The sequence below is a fragment of the Janthinobacterium sp. GW822-FHT07A03 genome (assembly GCF_058798815.1).
The window spans coordinates 930,501-951,408 of record NZ_JBXAKW010000001.1; the positions used below are offsets into that span (position 1 = coordinate 930,501).

General features: G+C 64.1%; 19 protein-coding genes and 1 tRNA gene. 15 read left to right on the forward strand and 5 right to left on the reverse strand.

Translation table 11 applies throughout. The features are described 5' to 3' along the window. Positions 1 to 127 precede the first annotated feature (127 nt). The gene (locus AC1RJW_RS04225) at positions 128 to 628 is read right to left on the reverse strand and encodes an Lrp/AsnC ligand binding domain-containing protein (RefSeq protein WP_070222192.1); all 501 of its coding nucleotides are present in this window, start codon (positions 626 to 628) and stop codon (positions 128 to 130) included. A gap of 105 nt (positions 629 to 733) precedes the next feature. Here AC1RJW_RS04225 and AC1RJW_RS04230 point away from each other — a divergent pair, with 105 nt between their 5' ends. The 13 genes from AC1RJW_RS04230 to AC1RJW_RS04290 all read left to right on the forward strand — a co-directional run bounded on the left by AC1RJW_RS04230 (position 734) and on the right by AC1RJW_RS04290 (position 14,473). Continuing rightward, positions 734 to 2,023, forward strand: a complete 1,290-nt coding sequence (locus AC1RJW_RS04230) for a D-amino acid dehydrogenase (RefSeq protein WP_493043687.1) — start codon at positions 734 to 736, stop codon at positions 2,021 to 2,023. A gap of 13 nt (positions 2,024 to 2,036) precedes the next feature. Further along, the gene (gene alr, locus AC1RJW_RS04235) at positions 2,037 to 3,155 is read left to right on the forward strand and encodes an alanine racemase (RefSeq protein WP_493043689.1); all 1,119 of its coding nucleotides are present in this window, start codon (positions 2,037 to 2,039) and stop codon (positions 3,153 to 3,155) included. Positions 3,156 to 3,241: 86 nt separating this feature from the next. Further along, complete coding sequence (locus AC1RJW_RS04240; RefSeq protein WP_099411491.1) at positions 3,242 to 3,799, forward strand: NADPH-dependent FMN reductase; 558 nt, start codon at positions 3,242 to 3,244, stop codon at positions 3,797 to 3,799. Between the two features lie 143 nt (positions 3,800 to 3,942). After that, entirely contained in the window at positions 3,943 to 5,517 is a 1,575-nt protein-coding gene (locus tag AC1RJW_RS04245; protein ID WP_493043691.1) for a diguanylate cyclase, read from the forward strand. Between the two features lie 135 nt (positions 5,518 to 5,652). Next, positions 5,653 to 6,189, forward strand: coding sequence for a hypothetical protein (locus AC1RJW_RS04250; RefSeq protein WP_493043693.1), 537 nt, complete (start codon positions 5,653 to 5,655; stop codon positions 6,187 to 6,189). A gap of 41 nt (positions 6,190 to 6,230) precedes the next feature. Then, the gene (locus tag AC1RJW_RS04255; protein ID WP_493043695.1) at positions 6,231 to 6,659 is read left to right on the forward strand and encodes a hypothetical protein; all 429 of its coding nucleotides are present in this window, start codon (positions 6,231 to 6,233) and stop codon (positions 6,657 to 6,659) included. A gap of 113 nt (positions 6,660 to 6,772) precedes the next feature. Beyond that, entirely contained in the window at positions 6,773 to 7,138 is a 366-nt protein-coding gene (locus AC1RJW_RS04260) for a hypothetical protein (protein WP_493043697.1), read from the forward strand. Position 7,139: 1 nt separating this feature from the next. Next, a complete protein-coding gene (locus AC1RJW_RS04265; RefSeq protein ID WP_493043699.1) occupies positions 7,140 to 8,498 on the forward strand; it encodes a TolC family protein in 1,359 nt (452 codons plus the stop codon). Between the two features lie 2 nt (positions 8,499 to 8,500). Continuing rightward, a complete protein-coding gene (locus tag AC1RJW_RS04270) occupies positions 8,501 to 9,883 on the forward strand; it encodes a multicopper oxidase family protein (RefSeq protein WP_493043701.1) in 1,383 nt (460 codons plus the stop codon). Between the two features lie 179 nt (positions 9,884 to 10,062). Continuing rightward, on the forward strand, positions 10,063 to 11,718 hold the full coding sequence (locus AC1RJW_RS04275) for a methyl-accepting chemotaxis protein (RefSeq protein ID WP_493043703.1): 1,656 nt from the start codon (positions 10,063 to 10,065) through the stop codon (positions 11,716 to 11,718). Between the two features lie 78 nt (positions 11,719 to 11,796). Further along, positions 11,797 to 12,570, forward strand: a complete 774-nt coding sequence (locus tag AC1RJW_RS04280; RefSeq protein WP_493043705.1) for a transporter — start codon at positions 11,797 to 11,799, stop codon at positions 12,568 to 12,570. Positions 12,571 to 12,663: 93 nt separating this feature from the next. Beyond that, positions 12,664 to 13,155 (forward strand): hypothetical protein, encoded by a 492-nt coding sequence (locus tag AC1RJW_RS04285; protein WP_493043707.1) that lies wholly within the window; start codon positions 12,664 to 12,666, stop codon positions 13,153 to 13,155. A gap of 19 nt (positions 13,156 to 13,174) precedes the next feature. Further along, the gene (locus AC1RJW_RS04290; protein ID WP_493043709.1) at positions 13,175 to 14,473 is read left to right on the forward strand and encodes an NAD(P)/FAD-dependent oxidoreductase; all 1,299 of its coding nucleotides are present in this window, start codon (positions 13,175 to 13,177) and stop codon (positions 14,471 to 14,473) included. A gap of 43 nt (positions 14,474 to 14,516) precedes the next feature. On the opposite strand, the gene AC1RJW_RS04295 is transcribed toward AC1RJW_RS04290, so the two are convergent. Then, complete coding sequence (locus AC1RJW_RS04295; protein ID WP_493043711.1) at positions 14,517 to 15,032, reverse strand: DUF6265 family protein; 516 nt, start codon at positions 15,030 to 15,032, stop codon at positions 14,517 to 14,519. 76 nt (positions 15,033 to 15,108) lie between these two features. After that, complete coding sequence (locus tag AC1RJW_RS04300; RefSeq protein ID WP_493043713.1) at positions 15,109 to 15,822, reverse strand: sensor histidine kinase; 714 nt, start codon at positions 15,820 to 15,822, stop codon at positions 15,109 to 15,111. 312 nt (positions 15,823 to 16,134) lie between these two features. Here AC1RJW_RS04300 and AC1RJW_RS04305 point away from each other — a divergent pair, with 312 nt between their 5' ends. After that, positions 16,135 to 16,530, forward strand: coding sequence for a hypothetical protein (locus AC1RJW_RS04305; RefSeq protein ID WP_230540731.1), 396 nt, complete (start codon positions 16,135 to 16,137; stop codon positions 16,528 to 16,530). 77 nt (positions 16,531 to 16,607) lie between these two features. Here AC1RJW_RS04305 and AC1RJW_RS04310 read toward each other — a convergent pair whose 3' ends face one another. Beyond that, positions 16,608 to 17,591 (reverse strand): GGDEF domain-containing response regulator, encoded by a 984-nt coding sequence (locus AC1RJW_RS04310; RefSeq protein ID WP_077406388.1) that lies wholly within the window; start codon positions 17,589 to 17,591, stop codon positions 16,608 to 16,610. Between the two features lie 306 nt (positions 17,592 to 17,897). Then, the gene (locus AC1RJW_RS04315; RefSeq protein ID WP_493043716.1) at positions 17,898 to 20,405 is read right to left on the reverse strand and encodes an ATP-binding protein; all 2,508 of its coding nucleotides are present in this window, start codon (positions 20,403 to 20,405) and stop codon (positions 17,898 to 17,900) included. Positions 20,406 to 20,830: 425 nt separating this feature from the next. On the opposite strand from AC1RJW_RS04315, the gene AC1RJW_RS04320 reads away from it, so the two are divergent. Next, positions 20,831 to 20,907, forward strand: a tRNA-Arg gene (locus AC1RJW_RS04320). Position 20,908: the final 1 nt, after the last annotated feature.

The following is a 20,908-nucleotide window of genomic DNA, read 5'->3' on the forward strand; positions in this document are numbered from 1 at the left end:
CTGCTTCCAATCTCAGAGGGGACGGGCGTGATGTCAGGATGGGAGTGTGCGTGCGTCGCCACGAATGTGCTACAAGATTATACAAAGGCGCAGCATATGATGCCGTCGGTGCCGTCTGGCGGTACTTTTATCGGTTCTGCAGCACGTCGGTCGACAGTGCCAGGGTTTCCTTGATTTCTTCCATCACCACATAGCTTTTCGATTGCGCGGCGCCCGGCAGCTGCAGCAGCATGTCGCCCAGCAGCTTGCGGTATTCGGCCATTTCATGGATGCGCGCCTTGATCAGGTAATCGAAGTCGCCCGACACCAGGTGGCATTCCTGTACCTCGGGAATCTGCAGCACTTCGCGGCGGAATTGCTCGAAGGCGGACGCCGACTTTTGATTGAGAGTAATCTCTACAAAGACGAGCAGCTTGGCGCCCAGCGCGGCCGGGTTCACCTTGGCGTGATAGCCGGTGATGACGCCGTCGCGCTCCATGCGCTTGACCCGCTCGATGCAGGGCGTGATCGACAACCCCACCTGTTCACCCAGGTCTTTCATCGAGATGCGGCCATCCTGCTGCAGGATGCGCAGGATGTGGCGGTCCAGCTTGTCGAGGCCACGTGCCGATTCTTTAAGGATTCTCATGATTTATTGCTGAATATCTCGATTTATACGTGAACAAATACTGGCTCTTTCCCAATATGATAGCGGTTAATCTGGCGTCAGCCTAAAAAATATAATGAGGAAACTATGCGTATCGTGATTCTGGGTAGCGGCGTCATCGGCGTCACCAGTGCTTACTATCTGGCCAAGGCAGGACATGAGGTGACCGTCATCGACCGCCAGCCGGGCCCGGCACTGGAAACCAGCTTCGCGAATGCGGGGCAAATCTCGCCCGGCTACGCTTCGCCATGGGCCGCGCCCGGCATTCCCCTGAAAGCCGTGAAGTGGATGATGCAGCGCCACGCGCCGCTGGCCATCTCGCTCGACGGCAGCACCGCCCAGCTGAAATGGATGTGGCAGATGTTGCGTAATTGCACACCGGAAGCGTATGCCGTGAACAAGGAACGCATGGTGCGCCTGGCCGAGTACAGCCGCGACTGCTTCAAGGTGCTGCGCGCCGAGGCCGGCATCACGTATGAAGGCCGCCAGCAAGGCACGATGCAATTGTTCCGTACCGAAAAGCAATACAACGACGCCGCCAAGGATATCGAAGTGTTGAAAGACGCGGGCGTGCCGTACGAAGTGCTGCAGCGCAACGAGCTGTCGCGCGCGGAACCGGCCCTGGAAGCCGTCAAGGACAAGCTGTTCGGCGGCCTGCGCCTGCCCAACGATGAAACGGGCGATTGCCAGCTGTTTACCACGCGCCTGTCCGAAATGGCCGTGGCGCTGGGCGTGAAGTTCCGCTACGGCGTCTCCATCGACGCGCTGCTGACGCAGGGCGATGAAATTGCTGGCGTGCAATGCGGCGCGGAAATCGTCAAGGCCGATTCCTATGTCGTGGCGCTCGGCTCCTACTCGACGGGCTTCATGAAGCCGCTGCTCGACATCCCCGTGTATCCATTGAAGGGCTATTCGATCACCGTGCCCATCGTCAACGCGGCCAAGGCGCCCGTGTCGACCATCCTCGATGAAACCTATAAAATCGCCGTCACGCGTTTCGACGACCGCATCCGCGTGGGCGGCATGGCGGAAATCGCCGGCTACAACCTGAACCTGAACCCGCGCCGCCGCGAAACGCTGGAAATGGTCGTCAACGACCTGTTCCCCGGCGGCGGCAACACGGCAGACGCCACGTTCTGGACGGGTTTGCGCCCGATGACGCCGGACGGCACGCCGATCGTCGGCCGCACGCCGCTGCGCAACCTGTTCCTCAACACGGGCCACGGCACTCTGGGCTGGACCATGTCCTGCGGTTCGGCGCAATTGCTGGCCGACCTGATGTCGTCGAAAAAGCCGGCCATCCTGGCCGACGACCTGTCCGTCAGCCGCTACAGCGGCGCGCAGCGCGGCGGCAAACTGCAATACGCGGGAGCTTGAGATGGCGGGAAGCATGCCTCCAAAGGAACGTAGCGGCGCCATCCTGACGGTGGACCTTGATGCCGTGCGCGCCAACTACCGTTTGCTGCGCGACAAGGCGCACCCGGCCGCCTGCTCGGCCGTCGTGAAATCCGACGCGTATGGCCTGGGCGCCGCGCAAGTGGGCGCGGCCCTGTATGAAGAGGGGTGCCGCCATTTCTTCGTGGCGCATCTGGAAGAGGGCATCAGCCTGCGCCCGCACGTGGCGCCGGACGCGGCCATTTTCGTGCTGCACGGCCCGCCCGTCGGCACGGAAGGCGAATTCACGGCCCATGGCCTGACGCCCGTGCTCAACAGCGAGCCGCAGGTGGCGGGCTGGCGCGCGCATGCAAAAGCGCTGGGCACCGCCCTGGACGCCATTGTGCAGGTCGATACGGGCATGTCGCGCATGGGCCTGTCTCCGCAGGAAATCGACGCCTGGCTGCTGGACCCGCACTTTCTCGACGGCATCAAGGTACGCTATGTCATGAGCCACCTGGCTTGTGCCGACGAGCGCGCCAACCCGATGAATGGCGAGCAGCTGGCCCGTTTCATCGCCATCCGCGCCCGTTTGCCGCAATACCGCGCCAGCCTGGCCAATTCCTCGGGCATCTTCCTGTCGCCCGACTATCACTTCGATCTGGTGCGCCCCGGTGCGGCCCTGTACGGCATCGGGCCGCAGGGCGGCGAACCGAATCCGCTGCGCTCCGTGGTGCGGCTGCAGGGCAAGGTCATGCAGACGCGCACGATCGCTGCCGGCGACCACGTGGGCTACAGCCGCCGCTATACGGCCAGCGAGCCGCGCCAGGTGGCCACGGTTTCCGTCGGCTATGCCGATGGCTGGCTGCGCAGCATGAGCAACCAGGGTCTGGCCATCGTCGATGGCGTGAAAGTGCCGCAGATCGGCGCCATCTCGATGGATTCCATCACGCTGGACGTCAGCGCCATCGCGCAGGAGCGCGTCGCGCCGGGCAGCCTGGTCGACCTGATCTGCGCCGAACATCCGGTCGACGCCGTGGCGGCCATGGCCAATACCATCGGCTATGAGGTGTTGACGAACCTGGGCGGGCGCTATTACCGCGAGTATCAAGGCCTGGCGCAGTCCGCACGCTAGCGCGCAAAACCGATAATTGTGTGGCAAGATAGCCCTGGTGTGAGCTTCACTCCAGGGCTTTCTTTTAACCGTTATCGGGGACTTTCATGAGCCAATATCAAGTCGCAATCATCGTCGGCAGCCTGCGCAAGGATTCCTTCAACCGCAAGCTGGCCGACGCCATCATCAAGCTGGCGCCGCCCGAGTTTTCCTTTAAACATATCGAGATCGGCGACTTGCCGCTGTACAACCAGGATGACGATGGCGCGCAGGCCGAGCAGGTGCTGCGCCTCAAATCCGACATTTCCGCATCGCAAGCCTTGCTCTTCCTCACCCCCGAATACAACCGCTCGATCCCCGGCGTGCTGAAAAACGCCCTCGACCACGGCTCGCGTCCGTATGGCCAGAGCGTGTGGGGCGGCAAGCCCGGTGCCGTGCTGGGCGTTTCCGTCGGTGCCACGGGCACGGCGCTGGCGCAGCAGCATTTGCGCAATGTGCTCGCCTACCTGGACGTGCCGCTGCTGGGTCAGCCTGAAATGTTTATCCAGGCCAAGGACGGCCTGTTCGACGAACACGGGGGCATCGGCCCGGCCAGCCTCGGTTTCTTCCAGGGCTGGATGCAGCGCTACGTGGACTGGGTCCGCAAGCACGCGATCCACGCTTGATGCAAATCAAGGCGGCAGCGCCTCGCGTTGCCGCTTGTACCGTTTCTTTGACCATGGATGCCAATATTTCAATATTGGCACGGGTGTCTCGGTATAATGCGCTCTTTCTTTAGCGCAATACTTTCCAATTTCTTGCCGACTCCATGTGGACTAAACCTGTTCTGCGCATGAACTTGCGCCGTTTGATCGTGCTTGTGGCCTTTGCCAGCGCCCTGGTGTCCCTGGCCAATACCTTCTATGCCAGCTACAGCGTGCAGCGCCAGCTGCTGATCGATACCACCCTGGAAGCGAACCACGCCTACGCGAGCAAGCTGGCCAGCACGGCCGAGGATTTCCTGCAGTCGGCGCGCCAGCAGCTGGCCTACAGCGCCGGCAGCCTGCCGTCGCGCATGGACGACGAGCAATGGCTGACGGAAGAAGCGCAGCGCCTGCGCCTGCAGACGAACAGTTTCAATTCCGTGCTCATCGTCGATGCCCAGGGCAAGGTGCTGGGCGTCTCGCCGGAAACCCTGGCACTCAGGCACCGCACGCTCGATTCGGCCGGCGCCGTGCAGGCGCTGCGCGAGCGGCGCCCGCTGGTGACGCAGCCGTACGTCTCCTCGGCGGGCAACCTGGTGGTGTTCGTCTCGCATCCCATCCTTGGCAAGGATGGCCGCTACCTCGGTTATGTGGGTGGCAGCATCTATCTGAAACAGAAAAACATCCTGTACACCATGCTGGGCCAGCATTATTACCGCGACGGCTCGTATCTGTACGTGGTCGACCAGAACCGGCGCCTGCTGTACCACCCGGACCCCGAGCGCCTGGGCGACGTGGCCGGCCGCAATGAAGTGATCGACGCCATCATCGCGCAGCGGGGCGGCGGCAACCGGCGCATGGACAACAGCCTGGGCGTGGACATGCTGGCCGGCTACGCCGTCATGCCGTCGACGGGCTGGGGCATCGTGGCGCAGCGTCCCACGGCCATGACCCTGGCGCCGCTGAACCAGCTGATGGCCGACACGGTATGGCATTCCCTGCCGATCGCCTTGCTGAGCTTGCCATTCATCTGGTGGCTGGCCAGCCTGATTTCCCGGCCCCTAGTGCAGCTGGCCGAAGGCGCGCGGCGCATGGACGCGCCCGGCACGGCCGAGCACATCGCCGCCATCCGCTCGTGGTATGTGGAAGCGGCGCAGATCAAGAAAGCCCTGTTGAAGGGACTGGCGTTGTTGCAGAACAAGATCGGCAAGCTGAAGACGGACGTGGAGACGGACCCGCTGACGGGCCTGTCGAACCGGCGCGGCATGGCGGCGGCGCTGGACGCCTGGCAGGCGCAGGCGCGGCCGTTTTCCGTCATCGCCATCGATATCGACCATTTCAAGCAAGTCAACGACCGCTGGGGCCATGCCGTGGGCGATGACGTCATCCTGCGCCTGGCGCAGCTGATGCGCGCCTGTTCGCGCGATGCCGACGTGCTGTGCCGCAATGGCGGCGATGAATTCATCATGCTGCTGCCCGATGCCGACCTGGACGTGGCCATGCAGGTGGCCGAGCGCCTGCGCGCCAAGGTGGCCGCCGCCGTGATTCCCGGCGCGGGCGCCATCACGGTCTCGCTGGGCGTGGTCTCGTCGTCGCACGGCGAGCGCGGCACGGACGCCGTGCTGCTGGCCGCCGACGCTGCCCTGTACGTGGCCAAGGAAAACGGGCGCAATTGCGTGGGTATCACGGAACCCGCCTGACGGGCGTGCCGCGCGGCATGAACTGATCCGCTGTTTTTTGTGGTATCTGAGTCTGTTCCGTTTGCCCGCCAGCGCTTACCATGTGGCGCTGATGCGGTACAACGGGGACAAAGGGCATGGCAGGGATGGATATTGATGACGTTTGAGCAAGAACTTGGCATCCGCTGCGAGGTCGGTGATCAGCCCCACCCGTTGGCCCTGCTCGACTGCCGCGAACTCAATTACGGCCAGCACAGCGTGCTGCCGCTGCACCCGTTTCGCCTGAGCGTGCCGGAAGCGGCGCTGGCGGGACTGCTCGACGAACCGTTCAACAGTTTCGTGCAGGATTGCCGCGAAGACGACCTGCAGTACGAGGAAAGCGACTTGCCCGAGCTGATGCACGCCGGCTATCCCGACATCACGGCCATGCTGGCGGGCCACCGGCCGCTGCTGGCCGAAATGATTGACGACTTCATGATCGGCGACCTGATGCGGGCCATCGGGCGCGCCAGCGGCTACTGCCGGCCCCGCGCCCGTTGCTTGGGCGACGTGGAGGCGGCCGATGGCCGCGCGTATTTTACCGTCAATAAAGTGGAGAAAATCTATTTTGCCGATGGCCAGGTCATCCTGGAAGGGCAGGGCTACTACGGCACCTACATCATCTGGCTGACGCACGGCGGCGGGTGCAAATAGGCACTTGACCTTCCTCATGTGGGAAGGTTTATAGTCCTGCCATGAATCGTGCCTTTTTCCGCTTTCTCGCCCGCTCGCTGCTCTGGCTGCTTGCCGTCACGCTGCCCTTGCAGGGCTTTGCGTCGGCCATGCGCAGCTGCTGCGTGGACGAGCGGGCGGCAGCGGTCACCGCCGCCGCCGTAGCGATGGAGGCGCCCCAGTGCCACGACATGGGCGACATGGCCGGCATGTCCCACATGCAGGACCAGCCGCTAAAAATGGCCATGGACGATGGCGGCGCCGGCCACCCTGGCCACGATTGCAGCAACCACGGCGCCTGCACGGTGGGCGCCACGGCACCCCCGGGCATGCCTGCCTTGCACGCCTTGACCCTGCGCGCGCCGCCCCCGGCGCTGGCGCCCGATTCCCTGTTCGCCGGGCACATCCCCTCCGGCCCTGAACGTCCCCCGAGAAGCACGCGCTCCGCCTGACCGCCCGTTGAACCTGGCGGTGCCGCCGTCGCACGTCCCTGCACGTTGCTTTGGCCGCGCCAGCGTTCCAGTCGCGCGCCCGCCGCGCCATACCCTGTCATTCAAGGAATACCATGAAGCAATTATTCAGCCTCGCGCTGGCCGCCGGCGTTGCGCTTGCCTCGCTGCCGCTGGCCGCCGCCGCGCAATCGCGGTCCCCATCCGCCCCGCAAGACGCGCAAGCGCCCGTGCCGGCCGCCACCTACCGCTCCGCCTTCGCCGGCTACCGTCCCGCCGCCGAGGAGGACGCCACGCCCGACCAGACCTGGCGCGCCGTCAACGAGAAGGTCGGCAAGGCCGGCGGCCACATGGGCATGATGAAGATGGAAGGTCACAAGATGGACGGCCACAAGATGGAAGGCCACAAGATGCCGATGGAGAAGCCCGATGCCAAGCCGGCCGCCCAGCCCGCCCCGCAACACCAGCACGAAGGACACTGAGATGGCACGTTTCACAAAATCAACTTGCCTGACGCCGCTGGCCCTGGCGGCCGTCTTGCTGCTCAGCGGCTGCGCCAGCTTCAGCCCCGATGGCGGCATGCAGGCGGTGTCCGCGCTGGCCGACGCCCGCACGGGCGCCCCGGCGGCATTGACGGACAAGGGCGGCGAAGAAAAACTGGCCTCCCTGCTGGCCCAGCCGCTGGACGCCGACAGCGCCGTGCGCATCGCCCTGATGAACAACCACGGCATGAAAGTGGCGCTGGCCGAACTGGGCGCGTCCGAGGCGGACCTGGTGCAGGCGGGACGCTTGCGCAACCCGGGCCTGTCGTTCGGCCGCTCGCACGGCAGCCATGGCAATGAAATCGACCGGGGCGTCAGCTTCGACCTGGCGGGACTGCTGACCATGCCGATGCGCGTGAACATCGAGCGGGGCCGTTTCGAGCAAGCCAAGCTGCAGGCCGCCGGCAGCGCCGTGCAGCTGGCGCTTGAGACGCGCCGCGCGTATTTCAATGCCGTGGCCGCCGTGCAGACGGAAGCGTTCATGCAGCGGGCGCTGCTGTCGGCCGAGGCGGGCGCCGAATTGGCCACGCGCCTGCAGCAGGCGGGCAACTGGAGCCGCCTCGACCAGGCGCGCCAGCAAGTGTTCTATGCGGACGCCGTCGGCGACCTGGCCCGCGCGCGCCACCAGGCATTGGTGACGCGCGAGCATCTGACGCGCCTGCTGGGCCTGTGGGGCAAGCAGACGGCGTTTACCTTGCCGTCGCGCCTGCCCGACTTGCCGGCCCAGCCGGCGGAGGCGGGCAATATCGAGGCGCAGGCGATGGAGCAGCGCCTCGACGTGCAAAGAGCGAAACTCGACGCCCATGCGACGGCCGACGCGCTGGGCCTGGCCAAGGTCACGGGTTTCGTCAATGTGCTCGACGTGGGCTACAGCAACAAGAGCACGAGCGAGGCGCCGCGCGAAAACGGCTATGAAGTATCGCTGGAATTGCCTTTGTTCGATTGGGGTTCGGCGCGCAATGCCCGGGCGCAAGCCTTGTACGAGCAGTCACTGCAGCGCACGGCGGGCACGGCGGTGCGGGCCCGCTCGGAAGTGCGCGAGGCGTATTCGAGCTACCGCACGGCCTACGACCTGGCGCGCCACTACCGTGATGAAGTCGTGCCGCTGCGCAAGACGATCTCGCATGAAGTATTGCTGCGCTACAACGGCATGCTGGCCAGCGTGTTCGAGCTGCTGGCCGACGCGCGCGAGCAGGTCGCCAGCGTGAACAGCGCCATCGAGACCCAGCGCGATTTCTGGATCGCGCAAACTGAAATGCAAGGCGCCATCAATGGCAGCGGTCTTGCCAACAAGGAATAATGATGATTACACGTAGAAACTTTTTCATGAATGCGGGCGCCGTCGCCCTGAGTGCGGCCGCGGTGAGCCGCGTGGGTGCGGCATCCCTGCCGGAAGCCGTCAGCGTGGCCGGCGCGGACACCAAGGCGCCGCCACCGCCGCCGAATGGGCGTCCGTACAACCCCGTCGTCACCCTGAATGGCTGGTCCTTGCCTTGGCGCATGAACAACAACGTCAAGGAATTTCACCTGGTGGCCGAGCCCGTCGTGCGCGAACTGGCGCCCGGCATGCAAGCGAACCTGTGGGGCTACAACGGCCAGTCGCCCGGTCCCACCATCGAAGTGGTGGAGGGCGACCGCGTACGCATCTTCGTCACCAACAAGTTGCCGGAACACACGAGCGTGCACTGGCATGGCCAGCGCTTGCCCAACGGCATGGACGGCGTCACGGGCCTGACCCAGCCTGGCATTCCTCCAGGCAAAACTTTCGTCTATGAATTTGTTGCCAAGCGGCCCGGCACTTTCATGTACCACCCGCATGCCGATGAAATGACGCAGATGGCCATGGGCATGATGGGTTTCTGGGTCACGCACCCGAAAGACCCGAACTTCATGAAGGTGGACCGCGATTTCGTCTTTCTGCTCAGCAACTACGACATCGACCCGGGCAGCTACACGCCGAAGATCATGACCATGACGGATTTTAATCTGTTCACCTTCAACAGCCGCGTCTTCCCCGGCATCGATCCCATGGTCGTGCGCCAGGGCGACAAGGTGCGCGTGCGCGTGGGCAACCTGACCATGACGAACCACCCGATCCACATGCATGGCCACGAATTCGAGGTGACGGGCACGGACGGCGGCTGGACGCGCCCCGAATCGCGCTGGCCCGAAGTGACGACCGATATCGCCGTGGGCCAGATGCGCGCCGTCGAGTTCACGGCAACGGACCTGGGCGACTGGGCTTTCCACTGCCACAAGTCGCACCACACGATGAATGCCATGGGGCATGACGTGCCCACCATGATCGGCGTCGACCACCAGGGCGTGGCGGCGAAGATCAACCAGCTGGTGCCCGGCTACATGGTGATGGGCGAGCGGGGCATGGCCGACATGGGCGAGATGCAGATGCCGATTCCCGACAATACCTTGCCGATGATGGCCGGCGACGGTCCGTTCGGCGCCATCGGCATGGGCGGCATGTTTACCACGGTCAAGGTGCGCAAGGATCAGAAACCGGGCGATTACCGCGACCCGGGCTGGTACAAGCACCCGGCCGGCAGCGTGGCGTATGAATGGACGGGCGCCTTGCCGGAAGCGGTGCGCGGCCAGGGCACGGGCAAACCGGCGGCGAAAAGTAGCGTCGAGATGACGGTGCGCAAGCCGGCAGCGCACGGCGGGCATTGACATGCGCCGCTGGCGCGGATAAACCTGGCGGCTTGCCTAGCATGGCAAGCCGTTTTGCATGTTGCTATAAATCAAGGAATTGTTGTTTAGTGACAATCCGAGCATTTTTTTCAGCGATTTTTCTCTATATTCAAATCCATACGCTTCGCCGGGTATTGGCCGCAGACTATGGAGGAATCATGTTGAATCGGATGAAGGTGGGCACGCGCTTGCTGGCGGCATTTTTTTGCGTGGCGCTGCTGGGCGCCATCGTGGCCGGCATCGGTATTTTCAACATGGGCAAGATCGACACCATGGCCGGCAGGATGTACAACAATGAATTGCTGGGGCTGTCGTACATCAAGGAAGCGAATATCGCCCTGATCAAGGTGGGCCGGGCGCGCAGCAATTTCTTGCTGGCAACTACGGCGGAAGAGCGCAGCAAGCGCCAGGCCGATATCACCAAATTTCTCGAACACAATAAAAACTACCTGGCCAAGGCCGAACCGCTGTTCGTCTCGCCGGCCGCCAAGGAGCTGTTTGCCCGCTTTGCGGCCGTCGAAGCGGAATACATTGCCACCATGCAACAGGCGCTGACCCTGGCGGCGGCCGAACCGCTGGCGCAGCGCAGCGCGAACTTGACGGAGCTGCTCGACAAGACGCGGCTGCATGCCGATGAACTCGACAGCGTGCTCGATAAATTATCCTCGCAGAAAGAAGAGCGGGCCAGGGCGGCAGCCGAGCAAGCGTCCAGCGTGTACCAGACCAGCCGCACCTTCATGCTCGCCCTCGTGCTGGGCAGCGTGGCGGCCGGCCTGGCGCTGGGCGCGCTGATTACGCGCGGACTGACGCGCCAGCTCGGCGGCGAACCGGCGTATGCCGTCAGGATCGCGGGCGCCATCGCCGAGGGCGATCTCACCGTGGATATCCGCACGGCCAGCCATGACAGCACCAGCCTGCTGTTCGCCATGAAAGCCATGCGCGACAAGCTGGTAGGCATCGTCAGCCAGGTGCGCTCGGGTACGGATACCATCCATACGGCTTCCAGCGAAATCGCCCAGGGCAATCTCGACCTGTCGTCGCGCACGGAAGAGCAGGCCAGTTCGCTGGAAGAAACGGCGTCGTCGATGGAGCAATTGACCTCGGCCGTGCGGCAGAATGCGGACAATGCGCGCCAGGCCAATGCGCTGGCCGGCGCCGCGTCCGACGTGGCCGGCAAGGGCGGCGCCGTGGTGGGGCAGGTGGTGCAGACCATGGAATCGATCAACGCGTCGTCGCGCAAGATCGTCGACATCATCAGCGTCATCGACAGCATCGCCTTCCAGACGAATATCCTGGCCTTGAACGCGGCCGTGGAAGCGGCCAGGGCGGGCGAGGAAGGGCGGGGATTTGCCGTCGTGGCGGCCGAAGTGCGCAACCTGGCCCAGCGCTCCGCGAGTGCCGCCAAGGAAATCAAGACCCTGATCGGCGACTCCGTCGAACAGGTGGAGATCGGCTCCAAACTCGTGCATGACGCGGGCAAGACGATGGATGAAGTGGTCACCAGCGTGCGCCAGGTGGCCGACATCATGCAGGAAATCACGGCCGCCAGCGCGGAGCAAAGCGCCGGCATCGAGCAAGTCAACCAGGCCGTGCTGCAGATGGACCAGGTGACGCAGCAAAATGCGGCCTTGGTGGAAGAGGCGGCCGCCGCCGCCGAATCGCTGCAGGACCAGGCGCAAACCCTGACGGAGCTGGTGGGCGTGTTCCGCCTGCATGCACAGGCCGAACGCATCGCCGTGCCCGCATCGAGCAACGTCACGCCGCTACGCCGGCCAGTGCCGTCCGCCAGGCAGGGCGTGCGGCGCCTGGCCTGACAGCGCCTGGGATCGGGCGCAATCGGCGCGGCGGTGGTAGGCTGTGGTTATTGCGCGTTTGCCACTTCCGGGTCCCCCATGCCATCTTCTTGCCTGCCGTCCTTCAGTTTTTCCCTGTTGCTGCTGTCCCTGGCGCCCCTGGCGCAGGCGCAGGATAGCGATCCCGTCCTGCCTTACCGTCCTTCCGTCGCCAGTCCCGCCCAGCTGCCCGTACCGGGCCAGCTGGAATTCGAGGCGGGCGGCCTGCTGTCCAAAACGGACGACACGCGCCGCGCCAGCCTGCCATATACGTTCAAGCTGGCGTTCACGCCCGAATGGGGCGTGTTGCTGGAAGGCGAGGGCTTCGTGCGCGCGCGCGATGACGCGGGCCGGCGCGACACGGGCGTGGGCGACACGACCGTCGTGCTCAAGCGCGCCTTTTTGCTCGACAGCGCCACGGCGCTGGGCCTGGAACTGGGCTGGAAGTTGCCCACGGCCAAGGACAGCATAGGCAGCGGCAAGAGCGATCTCTCGCTGAACGGCATTGTCAGCCGCGACCTGGGCGCCGTGCACATGGATGTCAACCTGAACGCCACGCGCCTGGGTGCATCCGACCCTGGCACGGGCAGGGTGCAAACGGGCTGGGCGGCATCCTTTTCCACCCCCGTCAGCGAGCGCTGCGGCGCCACGGCGGAAGTGTCGGGCACGCGCCTGCGCGGTGCACCGGCCACGGCGCAATTGTTGCTGGCCGCCACCTACAGTCCCACGCCACGGCTGGCCATCGATTTCGGCATGGCGCGCGGCTTGACGGCGGCGTCGCCGGACTGGTCGCTGTTCAGCGGCTTGGTCGTGCCTTTGGGCAAGCTGTGGTGAGTTTGCCACGGCGCACCTTATGTGTCCTTGCGAACAAACAGTTGGTTGCACAAGGTCTACAATTGCGGCATAACTGATAAAAGGAGTGTCCCCATGAAAACCCTCATTCTCGCCGCCGTCCTGCTGTCGGCAGCTACCGCCGCCGTCGCCCAGGTTGGCGTCTCCGTCACCGTCGGCCAGCCAGGCTTTTACGGACGCCTCGACATAGGCGACTATCCCGCGCCGCAATTGATCTACGCCCAGCCCGTCATCGTGCAGCGCCCGCAATACTATTCGGCCCGTCCCATCTATTTGCGCGTGCCGCCCGGCCATGCGAAAAACTGGTCCAAGCACTGCCGCAAGTATAATGCCTGTAACCAAGAGGTATATTTTGTCCAAGATAGTTGGTATAACAACCAGTATGTGCCCCGTTACCGCCAGCAACATGGCGATCATGGCCGTCCCGATTACGGCGACCGCGGCCGTCATGATGACAAGCATGACAAGCACTATGACAAGCACTATGACAAGCGCGACAAGCATGATGACAAGCCGGGCCGAGGCAATGGCAATGGCCACGGCAACGGCAACGGGCACAGGGACTAACAAATAAGCAGGAGGATCTTTGCACAGTAAAATCGTAATCGTAGGGGGAGGTGCAGGCGGCCTGGAGCTGGCCTGCAAACTCAGCCGCAAGCTCGGCCCCGGCCAGGTGACCCTGGTCGACAGCCGCCTGTACCATATCTGGAAGCCGTCGCTGCATGAAGTGGCGGCCGGCACCCTGGACATTCATCAAGAGGGCCTGTCGTACCAGATGCTGGCGCATGACAATGGTTTTACCTATGTCTATGGCCCCCTGACCGCGCTCGACGCGGCCACGAACAGCCTCACCGTGGGCGCCATCGCCACCGACAAGGACGAGCAGCTCTTGCCGCAGCGCCAGGTCAGCTATGACCAGCTGGTGCTGGCCGTGGGCAGCACCTCGAATTACTTCGGCGTGCCCGGCGCCAAGGAAAACACGATTTCCCTGAATGCCACGGAAGACGCCGAACGTTTCCGTTTGACCCTGCTCAAGCTGCTGGCCATGGCCGAGCAGCGCCAGGGCGACGCGGGCCATCCCGGCGTCGACATCGTCATCATCGGCGGCGGTGCCACGGGCGTGGAGCTGGCGGCCGAGCTGCGCGAAGCGAGCGGCGTGTATGCCGCGTATGGCTTCCAGAATCTCAACGCCATCAAGGATGTGCGCATCACCCTGCTGGAAGGGGCGCCGCGCATCCTGGCGCCGCTGCCCGAGCGCGTCTCCATCGCCGCCTCGAAACTGCTGCACCAGCACGGCATCACCGTGGTGACCGATACGCGCGTGACGTCCATCGACCCCGACAAGGTGACGGTGGCCAGCGGCACCAGCTATGCGGCCGACATCTGCGTGTGGGCCGCCGGCATCCGCGCGCCGGAATTCCTGGCTACCCTGGGCTTGCCGACCAACCGCGCCGGCCAGCTGGAAGTGACGGGCATGCTGAATGTGCAGGGCCATGCGAATATCTTCGCGCTGGGCGACTGCGCCGCCTGCGCGGGGCCCGACGGCAAACTGGTGCCGCCGCGCGCCCAGGCGGCCCACCAGCAAGCCGATTACCTGCTGAAAACGTTCCTGCTGCAAGCGAAGGGCAAGCCGCCGCAGAGCAAGCCGTACGAATACCTGGACTACGGTTCGCTCGTTTCGTTTGGACGCACCACCTCGGTCGGCACCCTGATGGGTTCCCTGAAGGGCCTGAGCTGGTTCGTGGAAGGCTTTGTCGCGCGCATGATGTATGTCAGCCTGCACCTGATGCACCACAACGCCGTGCTGGGCAGCGTGCGCACGGCCGTCATGGCCATGGGCCGCTTCCTGATCAAGCGCAGCACGCCGCAGGTCAAGTTGCATTAAGCAGTTTGCGCCGTATCAGAACAAGGGGCCTTGCGGCCCCTTTTTATTTGCTGCGCGCGAGGGGCGCCGCTTCGCAGCGGCCCCGCGTCATGGGGAAGTCGATCGTGGTGAGCTTGCCTTTCAAGGTGCCGGTGATGCTGGCGTGCAAGATGCGCTCGCTGTCGTGGCGGTAGATGATGCGGCTGGGAAAGTCATTGTCCAAGTTGGCGAAGATGAATTCATTCGGCTTGTCCTGGCGCAACAGGTTGAAGGTCACGGGCGGCTGGCCCGACGGCTGCACGATATAGGCCAGCTGGCCCGGTTCCGTCAGGCGGATCTGCACGAATTCAAACGCCGTCGTCTTGCCGCCCTTGACGGTGCGGCTGGTGCCCAGGAGGGTGCCGCCGGCGGCCGTGCTCCATTGTTCTCCGGAACCGGGCTCGGCGCCGTCGACGTTCCAGCAGCCGGCCAGCCAGGCCAGCTTGTCCACGGTTTCCGGCGGCGGCACGGTCTTTTCGGCGGCCTGGGCGGCGCCCATGGCCAGCAGCGCTGCCAGCAGGGAGGGGATGAGTCGTTGCATGCGGTCTCCTGTCGTTGTATCGTTCAGCGGGGCAGGGCGCCCGGCGGTGTTCCGGCCCGATGCGGCCTGGCAAGGATTATTCTTTCGGGCTAATGCGCGGCAAGACGGCGGTCAGGGCCGTGCCGCCTTGCGGATTGGCCGCCAGGCTCAGGCTGCCACCGAGGTAATGCACGCGCTCGCGCACGGAGCGCAGGCCGTGCTTGCTCATTTCGACGGGTTCGCTGGCCGGCAGGCCGCTGCCGTTATCCTTGACGGTCATCATCAGCGCCTCGTCATTGTCGTCGATGATGATGTCCACCTGCGTGGCATGGGCGTGCGCGGCGATGTTGCTGAGCGCTTCTTCCAGCGTGCGCAGCAGGGCCACGCCCACGTTGCGCGGGCAAATCAATTCATCTTCGGGCAGGCTGCAGCGCACGGTGATCTTGTGCTGTTCGGCAAATTGCGCGGCCAGCTCGCCCAGCGCCACATTCACGCCAAGAAACTCCAGCTTGTCGTTCCACAGCTTCATCTGCATTTGCCGGTTGGTCTCGATCACGTTCAGCAGCAATTGCTTCATGGTCGCCGCGCGGTCGAGCAAGGCGGCTTCCTGCGGCATTTTTTGCGTCAGCAGCGACAGGTGCATGGTCAGCGCCGTCAGCGACGAGCCGAGGCTGTCGTGCAGCTGGCGCGACAGGGCGCGCCGTTCATTGTCCCAGCTGGTGTTGACATGACCCAGCAACTCGCTGAGATCGGCGGCGCGTTCCGCATCGGCCTGGGCCGCTTCCTTGTTCGGATCTGTTTGTGCGGACATAGCGCCCCGTGAATGGTGAAAGGTGGACCAAATTCAAGTTGTGGATCATACATGATGATTTCATCGTGGGGCGCATGGATGGAAAATTTCTGTCTTTTCGGCAATTTTAATCTCCTCCCATCATTTTTATATCATAGGCAATATTATTCGTTGCGCCAGGGGGGGCATCGTTCCCGCCGTTACGTACGGCTGCGCACATACCGGGGCGCTGCACGCTGCCATAGTGAGGGTGTGCATTTTCTCCATGCAGCATAGCCGCCCCGCGGCGCAGGGTGCAGCACAGGCCCGATTACCGAAACGAAAGGACATGCCATGAATATCGAAACCATCGTCGACAAGGAATACCTCGACAAAAGCTTCCGCGACATCGTCAATGCCCCCATCAGCGCCTTGCGCGGTGTCAGCGCGAAGGATGCCAAGGCCTTGCAGCAAGCGTTTGGCGTGACCACCGTGCGCGAGTTGTCCAACCTCAATTTTGTCAAATGGGCCAGCGCGCTGGCCATCCTGGCCGATGAAGAGGGCATGAGCGGCGAAGAGCGGGCCAAGGAAGAGCTGCTGGACGACGCCGTGGAAATGACCTTCCCCGCCAGCGACCCGATCTCCGTCGATGCCGGCATCACGCGCATCGAAGTGTCGCCGGAAACCGTCGATGCGCAAACGGACCACCAGCACGCGGGCCAGCATGAAGTGACGGCTGGCAAGAAATAAAGCATCCTGGCCATAAAAAACCGGCAAGCCATCATCGTGGCTTGCCGGTTTTTTTATGTTCCGTGCGGAAAGTAGGCTCAGGCGATCGAGGGGATGCTGCTTTTCTGCATGTTCACCTGCGCGGCGATCACTTCGTGGGGCGTGCAGCAAAAGCGGTTCTTGCCGGCGCGCTTGGCTTCGTACAGGGCCGTGTCGGCCGCGCCCAGCAGGGATTCGACGGTGCTGGCATCGTCCGGGTAGATGGCGATGCCGATGCTGGTCGACAGGCGCAGGGTCAGGTCGTTGATGAAATACGGCTCGGAAATGACTTCGATCAGCTTGGCGGCCGGCTCGCGCGCGTCGCCCTTGCCGGCCAGGTTGCCCAGCACGATGACGAATTCGTCGCCGCCGATGCGCGCCACGGTGTCTTCCTTGCGCGAGGCGCCCACCAGGCGGGCCGCCACCATTTTCAGGATTTCATCGCCATAGCCGTGGCCGTAGCTGTCGTTGATGGCCTTGAAGCCGTCCAGGTCCAGGTACAGGATGGCGGACTTGCCGCGGCTGCGGGCCGATTGCTGCAGGGTATGCTCGATGCGGTCTTCCAGCAGGCGCCGGTTCGGCAAGCCCGTCAGCGGATCGTGCAGCGCCAGTTCCTGCTGCTGCTTGCTGTATTGCGCCAGTTCCTTGTACAGCAGGCGCACTTCGAGCATGTTGTGGATGCGCTTGTGCACTTCCATCAGGTCGAAGGGCTTGCTGATGAAGTCGCGCGCCCCGGCTTCCAGGGCGGCGATCTTGAAACTGGGCTGTGCCGTCAGGGCCAGCACGGGCAGGTAGCCGCCATGCTCGATTTCCTTCAAGCCTTTCATGACCTGGAAACCATTCAGTTCCGGCATTTGCAGATCCAGCAAGATCAGGTCGTAGCAATGCTCCCGGTGCAGGGGGCAGACCTGGGCCGGACGCATGGTGGCCGTGACATTGGTGTAGCCGGCATCGCGCAGGATCTCCAGCATCAGGTCGACATTGTCGGGTGAATCGTCGACGACCAAAATTTTGGCTTTCAAAATCTCATCTTGGCTGGGCATGTAAGGTCTCGGTTATACGGTCTATGCAACGCTGGCTTCTACCGCAGATGATGGGCTGACGGCGGTGGGAAAGATAGTAGCGCCTTGCAACAAGATAGGGCGCACAACAGCGCTTGAGCTCGCTTCTGACGTTCTCGCCGGCCAGGGCCGCTGTCTCCAGCCTGCCGTGCAGGTGTGCTTCTGCATTTCAGTGTAGCAAACTTCGGCTTAGTTGCTTGTAGGACAGTGCCGCGTCTGAAAGTAGGAAGGCTAACCCATGAAGATAGTCATTTTGTATTGCACTATGTATTTCTTTGCATCATCTTTTTAAGACGGTGTTGTGTCGCCCGGTTCAGGGGGCAGGGCGCTCACGCGCGGCGCGGCCAGTTGTGCCACGGCCACCAGCAGTTCGGCCGGGTCGAGCGGTTTCGAGACCCAGGCCTGGAAGCCGCTGGCCAGCGCCCGCTGGCGGTCCTGCGGTTGCGCGAACGCCGTCAGGGCCAGTGCGGGCAGATGGGCCGCGTCGGGCGAAGCGTGCGCGCGGATGTGCGCCAGCAAGTCGAAACCGTCGGCGTCGTGCATGCCGATGTCGCTGACCAGCACGTGCGGGCGCACCTGCTCCAGCAATTGCAGCGCTTGCGCCACGCTGCCGGCGCCATGCACTTCGGCATGGTTGTCGCGCAGGATGCGCGCCGTCAGTTCGCGCGCGTCGGCCTCGTCATCGACCAGCAGCACTTTGACGCCGCGCAAGTCAAGGCTGGCGGACGGGGCGCCGCCCTCCAGGCGCGCTGGCGCGGCCCGCGTTCCCAGGGGCAGGCGCACGGTAAAGCTGGCGCCCTGCATGTCGCCGGCGCTGCTGACCGCGACCGTGCCGCCATGCTGCTCCACCAGGTGCTTGACGATGGCCAGGCCCAGGCCCAGGCCGCCATGCCGGCGCGTGGTGGAGGCGTCGGCCTGGCGGAAGCGGTCGAATACGTGCGGCAGGAAATCCTTCTTGATGCCGACGCCGTTGTCGCTCACGGTGATGGCCAGGCGGGTAGCCTCGCGGCGCACGCCGATCTCGACCCGTCCCCCTTGCGGCGTGAATTTCAAGGCATTCGACAGCAGGTTCCAGATCACTTGCTGGATACGGCTGGGGTCGCCCGTGATCCTGCCCGCATCGCTGGCGATGCTGCTGTGGATGGCGATGTGCTTGGCGTCGGCTGCCGGGCGCAGGGTTTCGATGGCCGAGGCGATGATGCTGGCGGGCACGATGGTTTGCAGGTCCAGCAGCACCTTGTCGGAGGTGATGCGGCTCATGTCGAGCAAATCTTCGATCAGTTGCGCCTGCGCGCGCGCATTGCGTTCGATGCTTTGCAGGCCGCGGTGCAGGTCGGCCTGGTCGCGCGTGCCGCGCCGCAGCACCTGGGCCCAGCCCAGGATGGCCGACAGCGGCGTGCGCAGTTCGTGCGACAGGGTGGCGAGAAAATCGTCTTTCAGCTGGTTCGTGCGTTCGGCCTCGGCGCGCGCCTCGCGTTCGCTGTCGAGCAGCACCTTGCGCTCTTCGGCGGCGCGCGTGGCGGCCGCGTACAGGCGCGTATTGTCGAGCGCGACGGCGGCCTGGGCCGCGATGGCCGAGACGATGCGTTCGCTGCGCGCGCTGAACATGCCCGCCTGCGGGTGGCCCAGCAGCAAGCGTCCCAGCAGCAGGCCCGAGCGCGAGCTGACGGGCAGGCTCAGGCAGCTGCGCAGCGGCGGCGCGCCGCCGGCGCTGGCGTCGGGCGCGGCCAGCAAGTCGTTCTGGCGCATGGCCGCTCCCTGGCGCAGTTCCGTGGCGATGGCATCGGCCTGGCGCAGGCTGATGTTGTTGACGGCGCGTGCGGCGGGCAGGGCGTCGGGATCGTCGTGGATATCGCCCGCATCGTCGTAATAAAAGGCGCCGAAGCGCGCGCCGCTGATGCGCGTGGCCGCGTCGACGGTTTCCTGCAGCAGGGCCGGCAAGTCGAGGGTGCCGGCCAGGGCCGCGCCCGTATTGTTGAGCAACTCCAGCACGCGCGTCTCGTCGCGCAAGGCCTCCTGCGCCCGCTTGACCTGGTCGACATCGGTGCTCGTGCCAAACCAGCGCAGCAGCTGGCCGCCCCGGTCGCGCACGGGATTGGCGCGCGTCAGGAACCAGCGGTACTGGCCGTCGGCGCCCCGGATGGGGAATTCCATTTCGAAGGGCGTGCCATCGCGCAAGGCGGCCTTCCAGGCGTGCAGCATGGGCGGCAGGTGCTGCGCGTCATAGGCGATGCTCCAGCCGTCGCCCGCCATCTGTTCGGCGCTGGTGCCCGTGTAGTCGTGCCAGCGCTGGTTGTACCATGCAATGGTGCCGTCGAAGCTGGCGATCCAGGCCAGTTGCGGGATGGAATTGGCCAGTGCGCGCAAGTCTTCCTCGCTCTGGCGCAGGCTGTCCTCGGCCGCCTTGCGCTGGCTGATGTCCTGGATATACGTGCTCAAGCCGTCGCTGGAAGGGAAGATGCGCACTTCCAGCCAGCGCCCCAGCGGCGGATACAGCAGTTCGAAACTGCAGCTGTGCTGCTGCGCCATGGCGCGCCGGTACTGCGTTTCCAGTTCCGTGCCCGGCAGGTCGGGGCAGGCTTGCCACAGGTTCATGCCCGCCAGGCTGGCGCCAGGCGCGTGCTGCGGCGCCAGCATGTCGGCGCCGCGCGTATTGAGGTAGCGGATGGTCCAGTCGCGGTCGAGCAGGCAGAAGCCGTCGGTAATGCCTTCCAGCAAGTTGGCCAGGCGCTCGTCGGAGAGGCTCAGCGGCGCTGATGGGGGAAGCAGATCTTGCTCGCGGTCATGCTTGGCCATCGGAAATCCTGCAACAGTGAGTCTGCCGCACGGGCTCTTGCCCCGCCGGGCCGCCGCTAAGCTCAGTTAATTGGGTCATGATGGTAAATGCCCGCGGTCATGAATTAGGGGAGGCACAAGCGCCCCTGTCTGGCTGGTATTGTAGCCCCAAGCGGCGCGCCGCCACCGCACGCTTGCACGCCGCCTGCAGATAGCACTGGACAGGCTGGAAAGCAGTCCCTATAATCCCGCTTCTTTCGAGACAGCAACTTCTCGATTCGCTGGACACCGCTGTGAAAGCAGAAGTGTCCATCGATAAAAAGGCGTGAGCTTTTTGGCAGTGAAAAGGTAGTCGGTCATGCGGGGCGGTATTCTGCAAAATCAGCTAAGCGATTGAAAAATCGAACTTTTCAAAGCGAAATGAATACGCTATAATGTTTGCCTGCGCGGCTGTAGCTCAGCTGGATAGAGTACTTGGCTACGAACCAAGGGGTCGTGGGTTCAATTCCTGCCAGCCGCACCAG

What these genes read in the sequence shown, in the direction of transcription:
- AC1RJW_RS04225 (WP_070222192.1), bottom strand. Translation starts at nt 628, where the DNA reads ATGAGAATCCTTAAAGAATCGGCACGTGGCCTCGACAAGCTGGACCGC.
- AC1RJW_RS04230 (WP_493043687.1), top strand. Translation starts at nt 734, where the DNA reads ATGCGTATCGTGATTCTGGGTAGCGGCGTCATCGGCGTCACCAGTGCT.
- alr (WP_493043689.1), top strand. Translation starts at nt 2,037, where the DNA reads ATGCCTCCAAAGGAACGTAGCGGCGCCATCCTGACGGTGGACCTTGAT.
- AC1RJW_RS04240 (WP_099411491.1), top strand. Translation starts at nt 3,242, where the DNA reads ATGAGCCAATATCAAGTCGCAATCATCGTCGGCAGCCTGCGCAAGGAT.
- AC1RJW_RS04245 (WP_493043691.1), top strand. Translation starts at nt 3,943, where the DNA reads ATGTGGACTAAACCTGTTCTGCGCATGAACTTGCGCCGTTTGATCGTG.
- AC1RJW_RS04250 (WP_493043693.1), top strand. Translation starts at nt 5,653, where the DNA reads ATGACGTTTGAGCAAGAACTTGGCATCCGCTGCGAGGTCGGTGATCAG.
- AC1RJW_RS04255 (WP_493043695.1), top strand. Translation starts at nt 6,231, where the DNA reads ATGAATCGTGCCTTTTTCCGCTTTCTCGCCCGCTCGCTGCTCTGGCTG.
- AC1RJW_RS04260 (WP_493043697.1), top strand. Translation starts at nt 6,773, where the DNA reads ATGAAGCAATTATTCAGCCTCGCGCTGGCCGCCGGCGTTGCGCTTGCC.
- AC1RJW_RS04265 (WP_493043699.1), top strand. Translation starts at nt 7,140, where the DNA reads ATGGCACGTTTCACAAAATCAACTTGCCTGACGCCGCTGGCCCTGGCG.
- AC1RJW_RS04270 (WP_493043701.1), top strand. Translation starts at nt 8,501, where the DNA reads ATGATTACACGTAGAAACTTTTTCATGAATGCGGGCGCCGTCGCCCTG.
- AC1RJW_RS04275 (WP_493043703.1), top strand. Translation starts at nt 10,063, where the DNA reads ATGTTGAATCGGATGAAGGTGGGCACGCGCTTGCTGGCGGCATTTTTT.
- AC1RJW_RS04280 (WP_493043705.1), top strand. Translation starts at nt 11,797, where the DNA reads ATGCCATCTTCTTGCCTGCCGTCCTTCAGTTTTTCCCTGTTGCTGCTG.
- AC1RJW_RS04285 (WP_493043707.1), top strand. Translation starts at nt 12,664, where the DNA reads ATGAAAACCCTCATTCTCGCCGCCGTCCTGCTGTCGGCAGCTACCGCC.
- AC1RJW_RS04295 (WP_493043711.1), bottom strand. Translation starts at nt 15,032, where the DNA reads ATGCAACGACTCATCCCCTCCCTGCTGGCAGCGCTGCTGGCCATGGGC.
- AC1RJW_RS04300 (WP_493043713.1), bottom strand. Translation starts at nt 15,822, where the DNA reads ATGTCCGCACAAACAGATCCGAACAAGGAAGCGGCCCAGGCCGATGCG.
- AC1RJW_RS04305 (WP_230540731.1), top strand. Translation starts at nt 16,135, where the DNA reads ATGAATATCGAAACCATCGTCGACAAGGAATACCTCGACAAAAGCTTC.
- AC1RJW_RS04310 (WP_077406388.1), bottom strand. Translation starts at nt 17,591, where the DNA reads ATGCCCAGCCAAGATGAGATTTTGAAAGCCAAAATTTTGGTCGTCGAC.
- AC1RJW_RS04315 (WP_493043716.1), bottom strand. Translation starts at nt 20,405, where the DNA reads ATGGCCAAGCATGACCGCGAGCAAGATCTGCTTCCCCCATCAGCGCCG.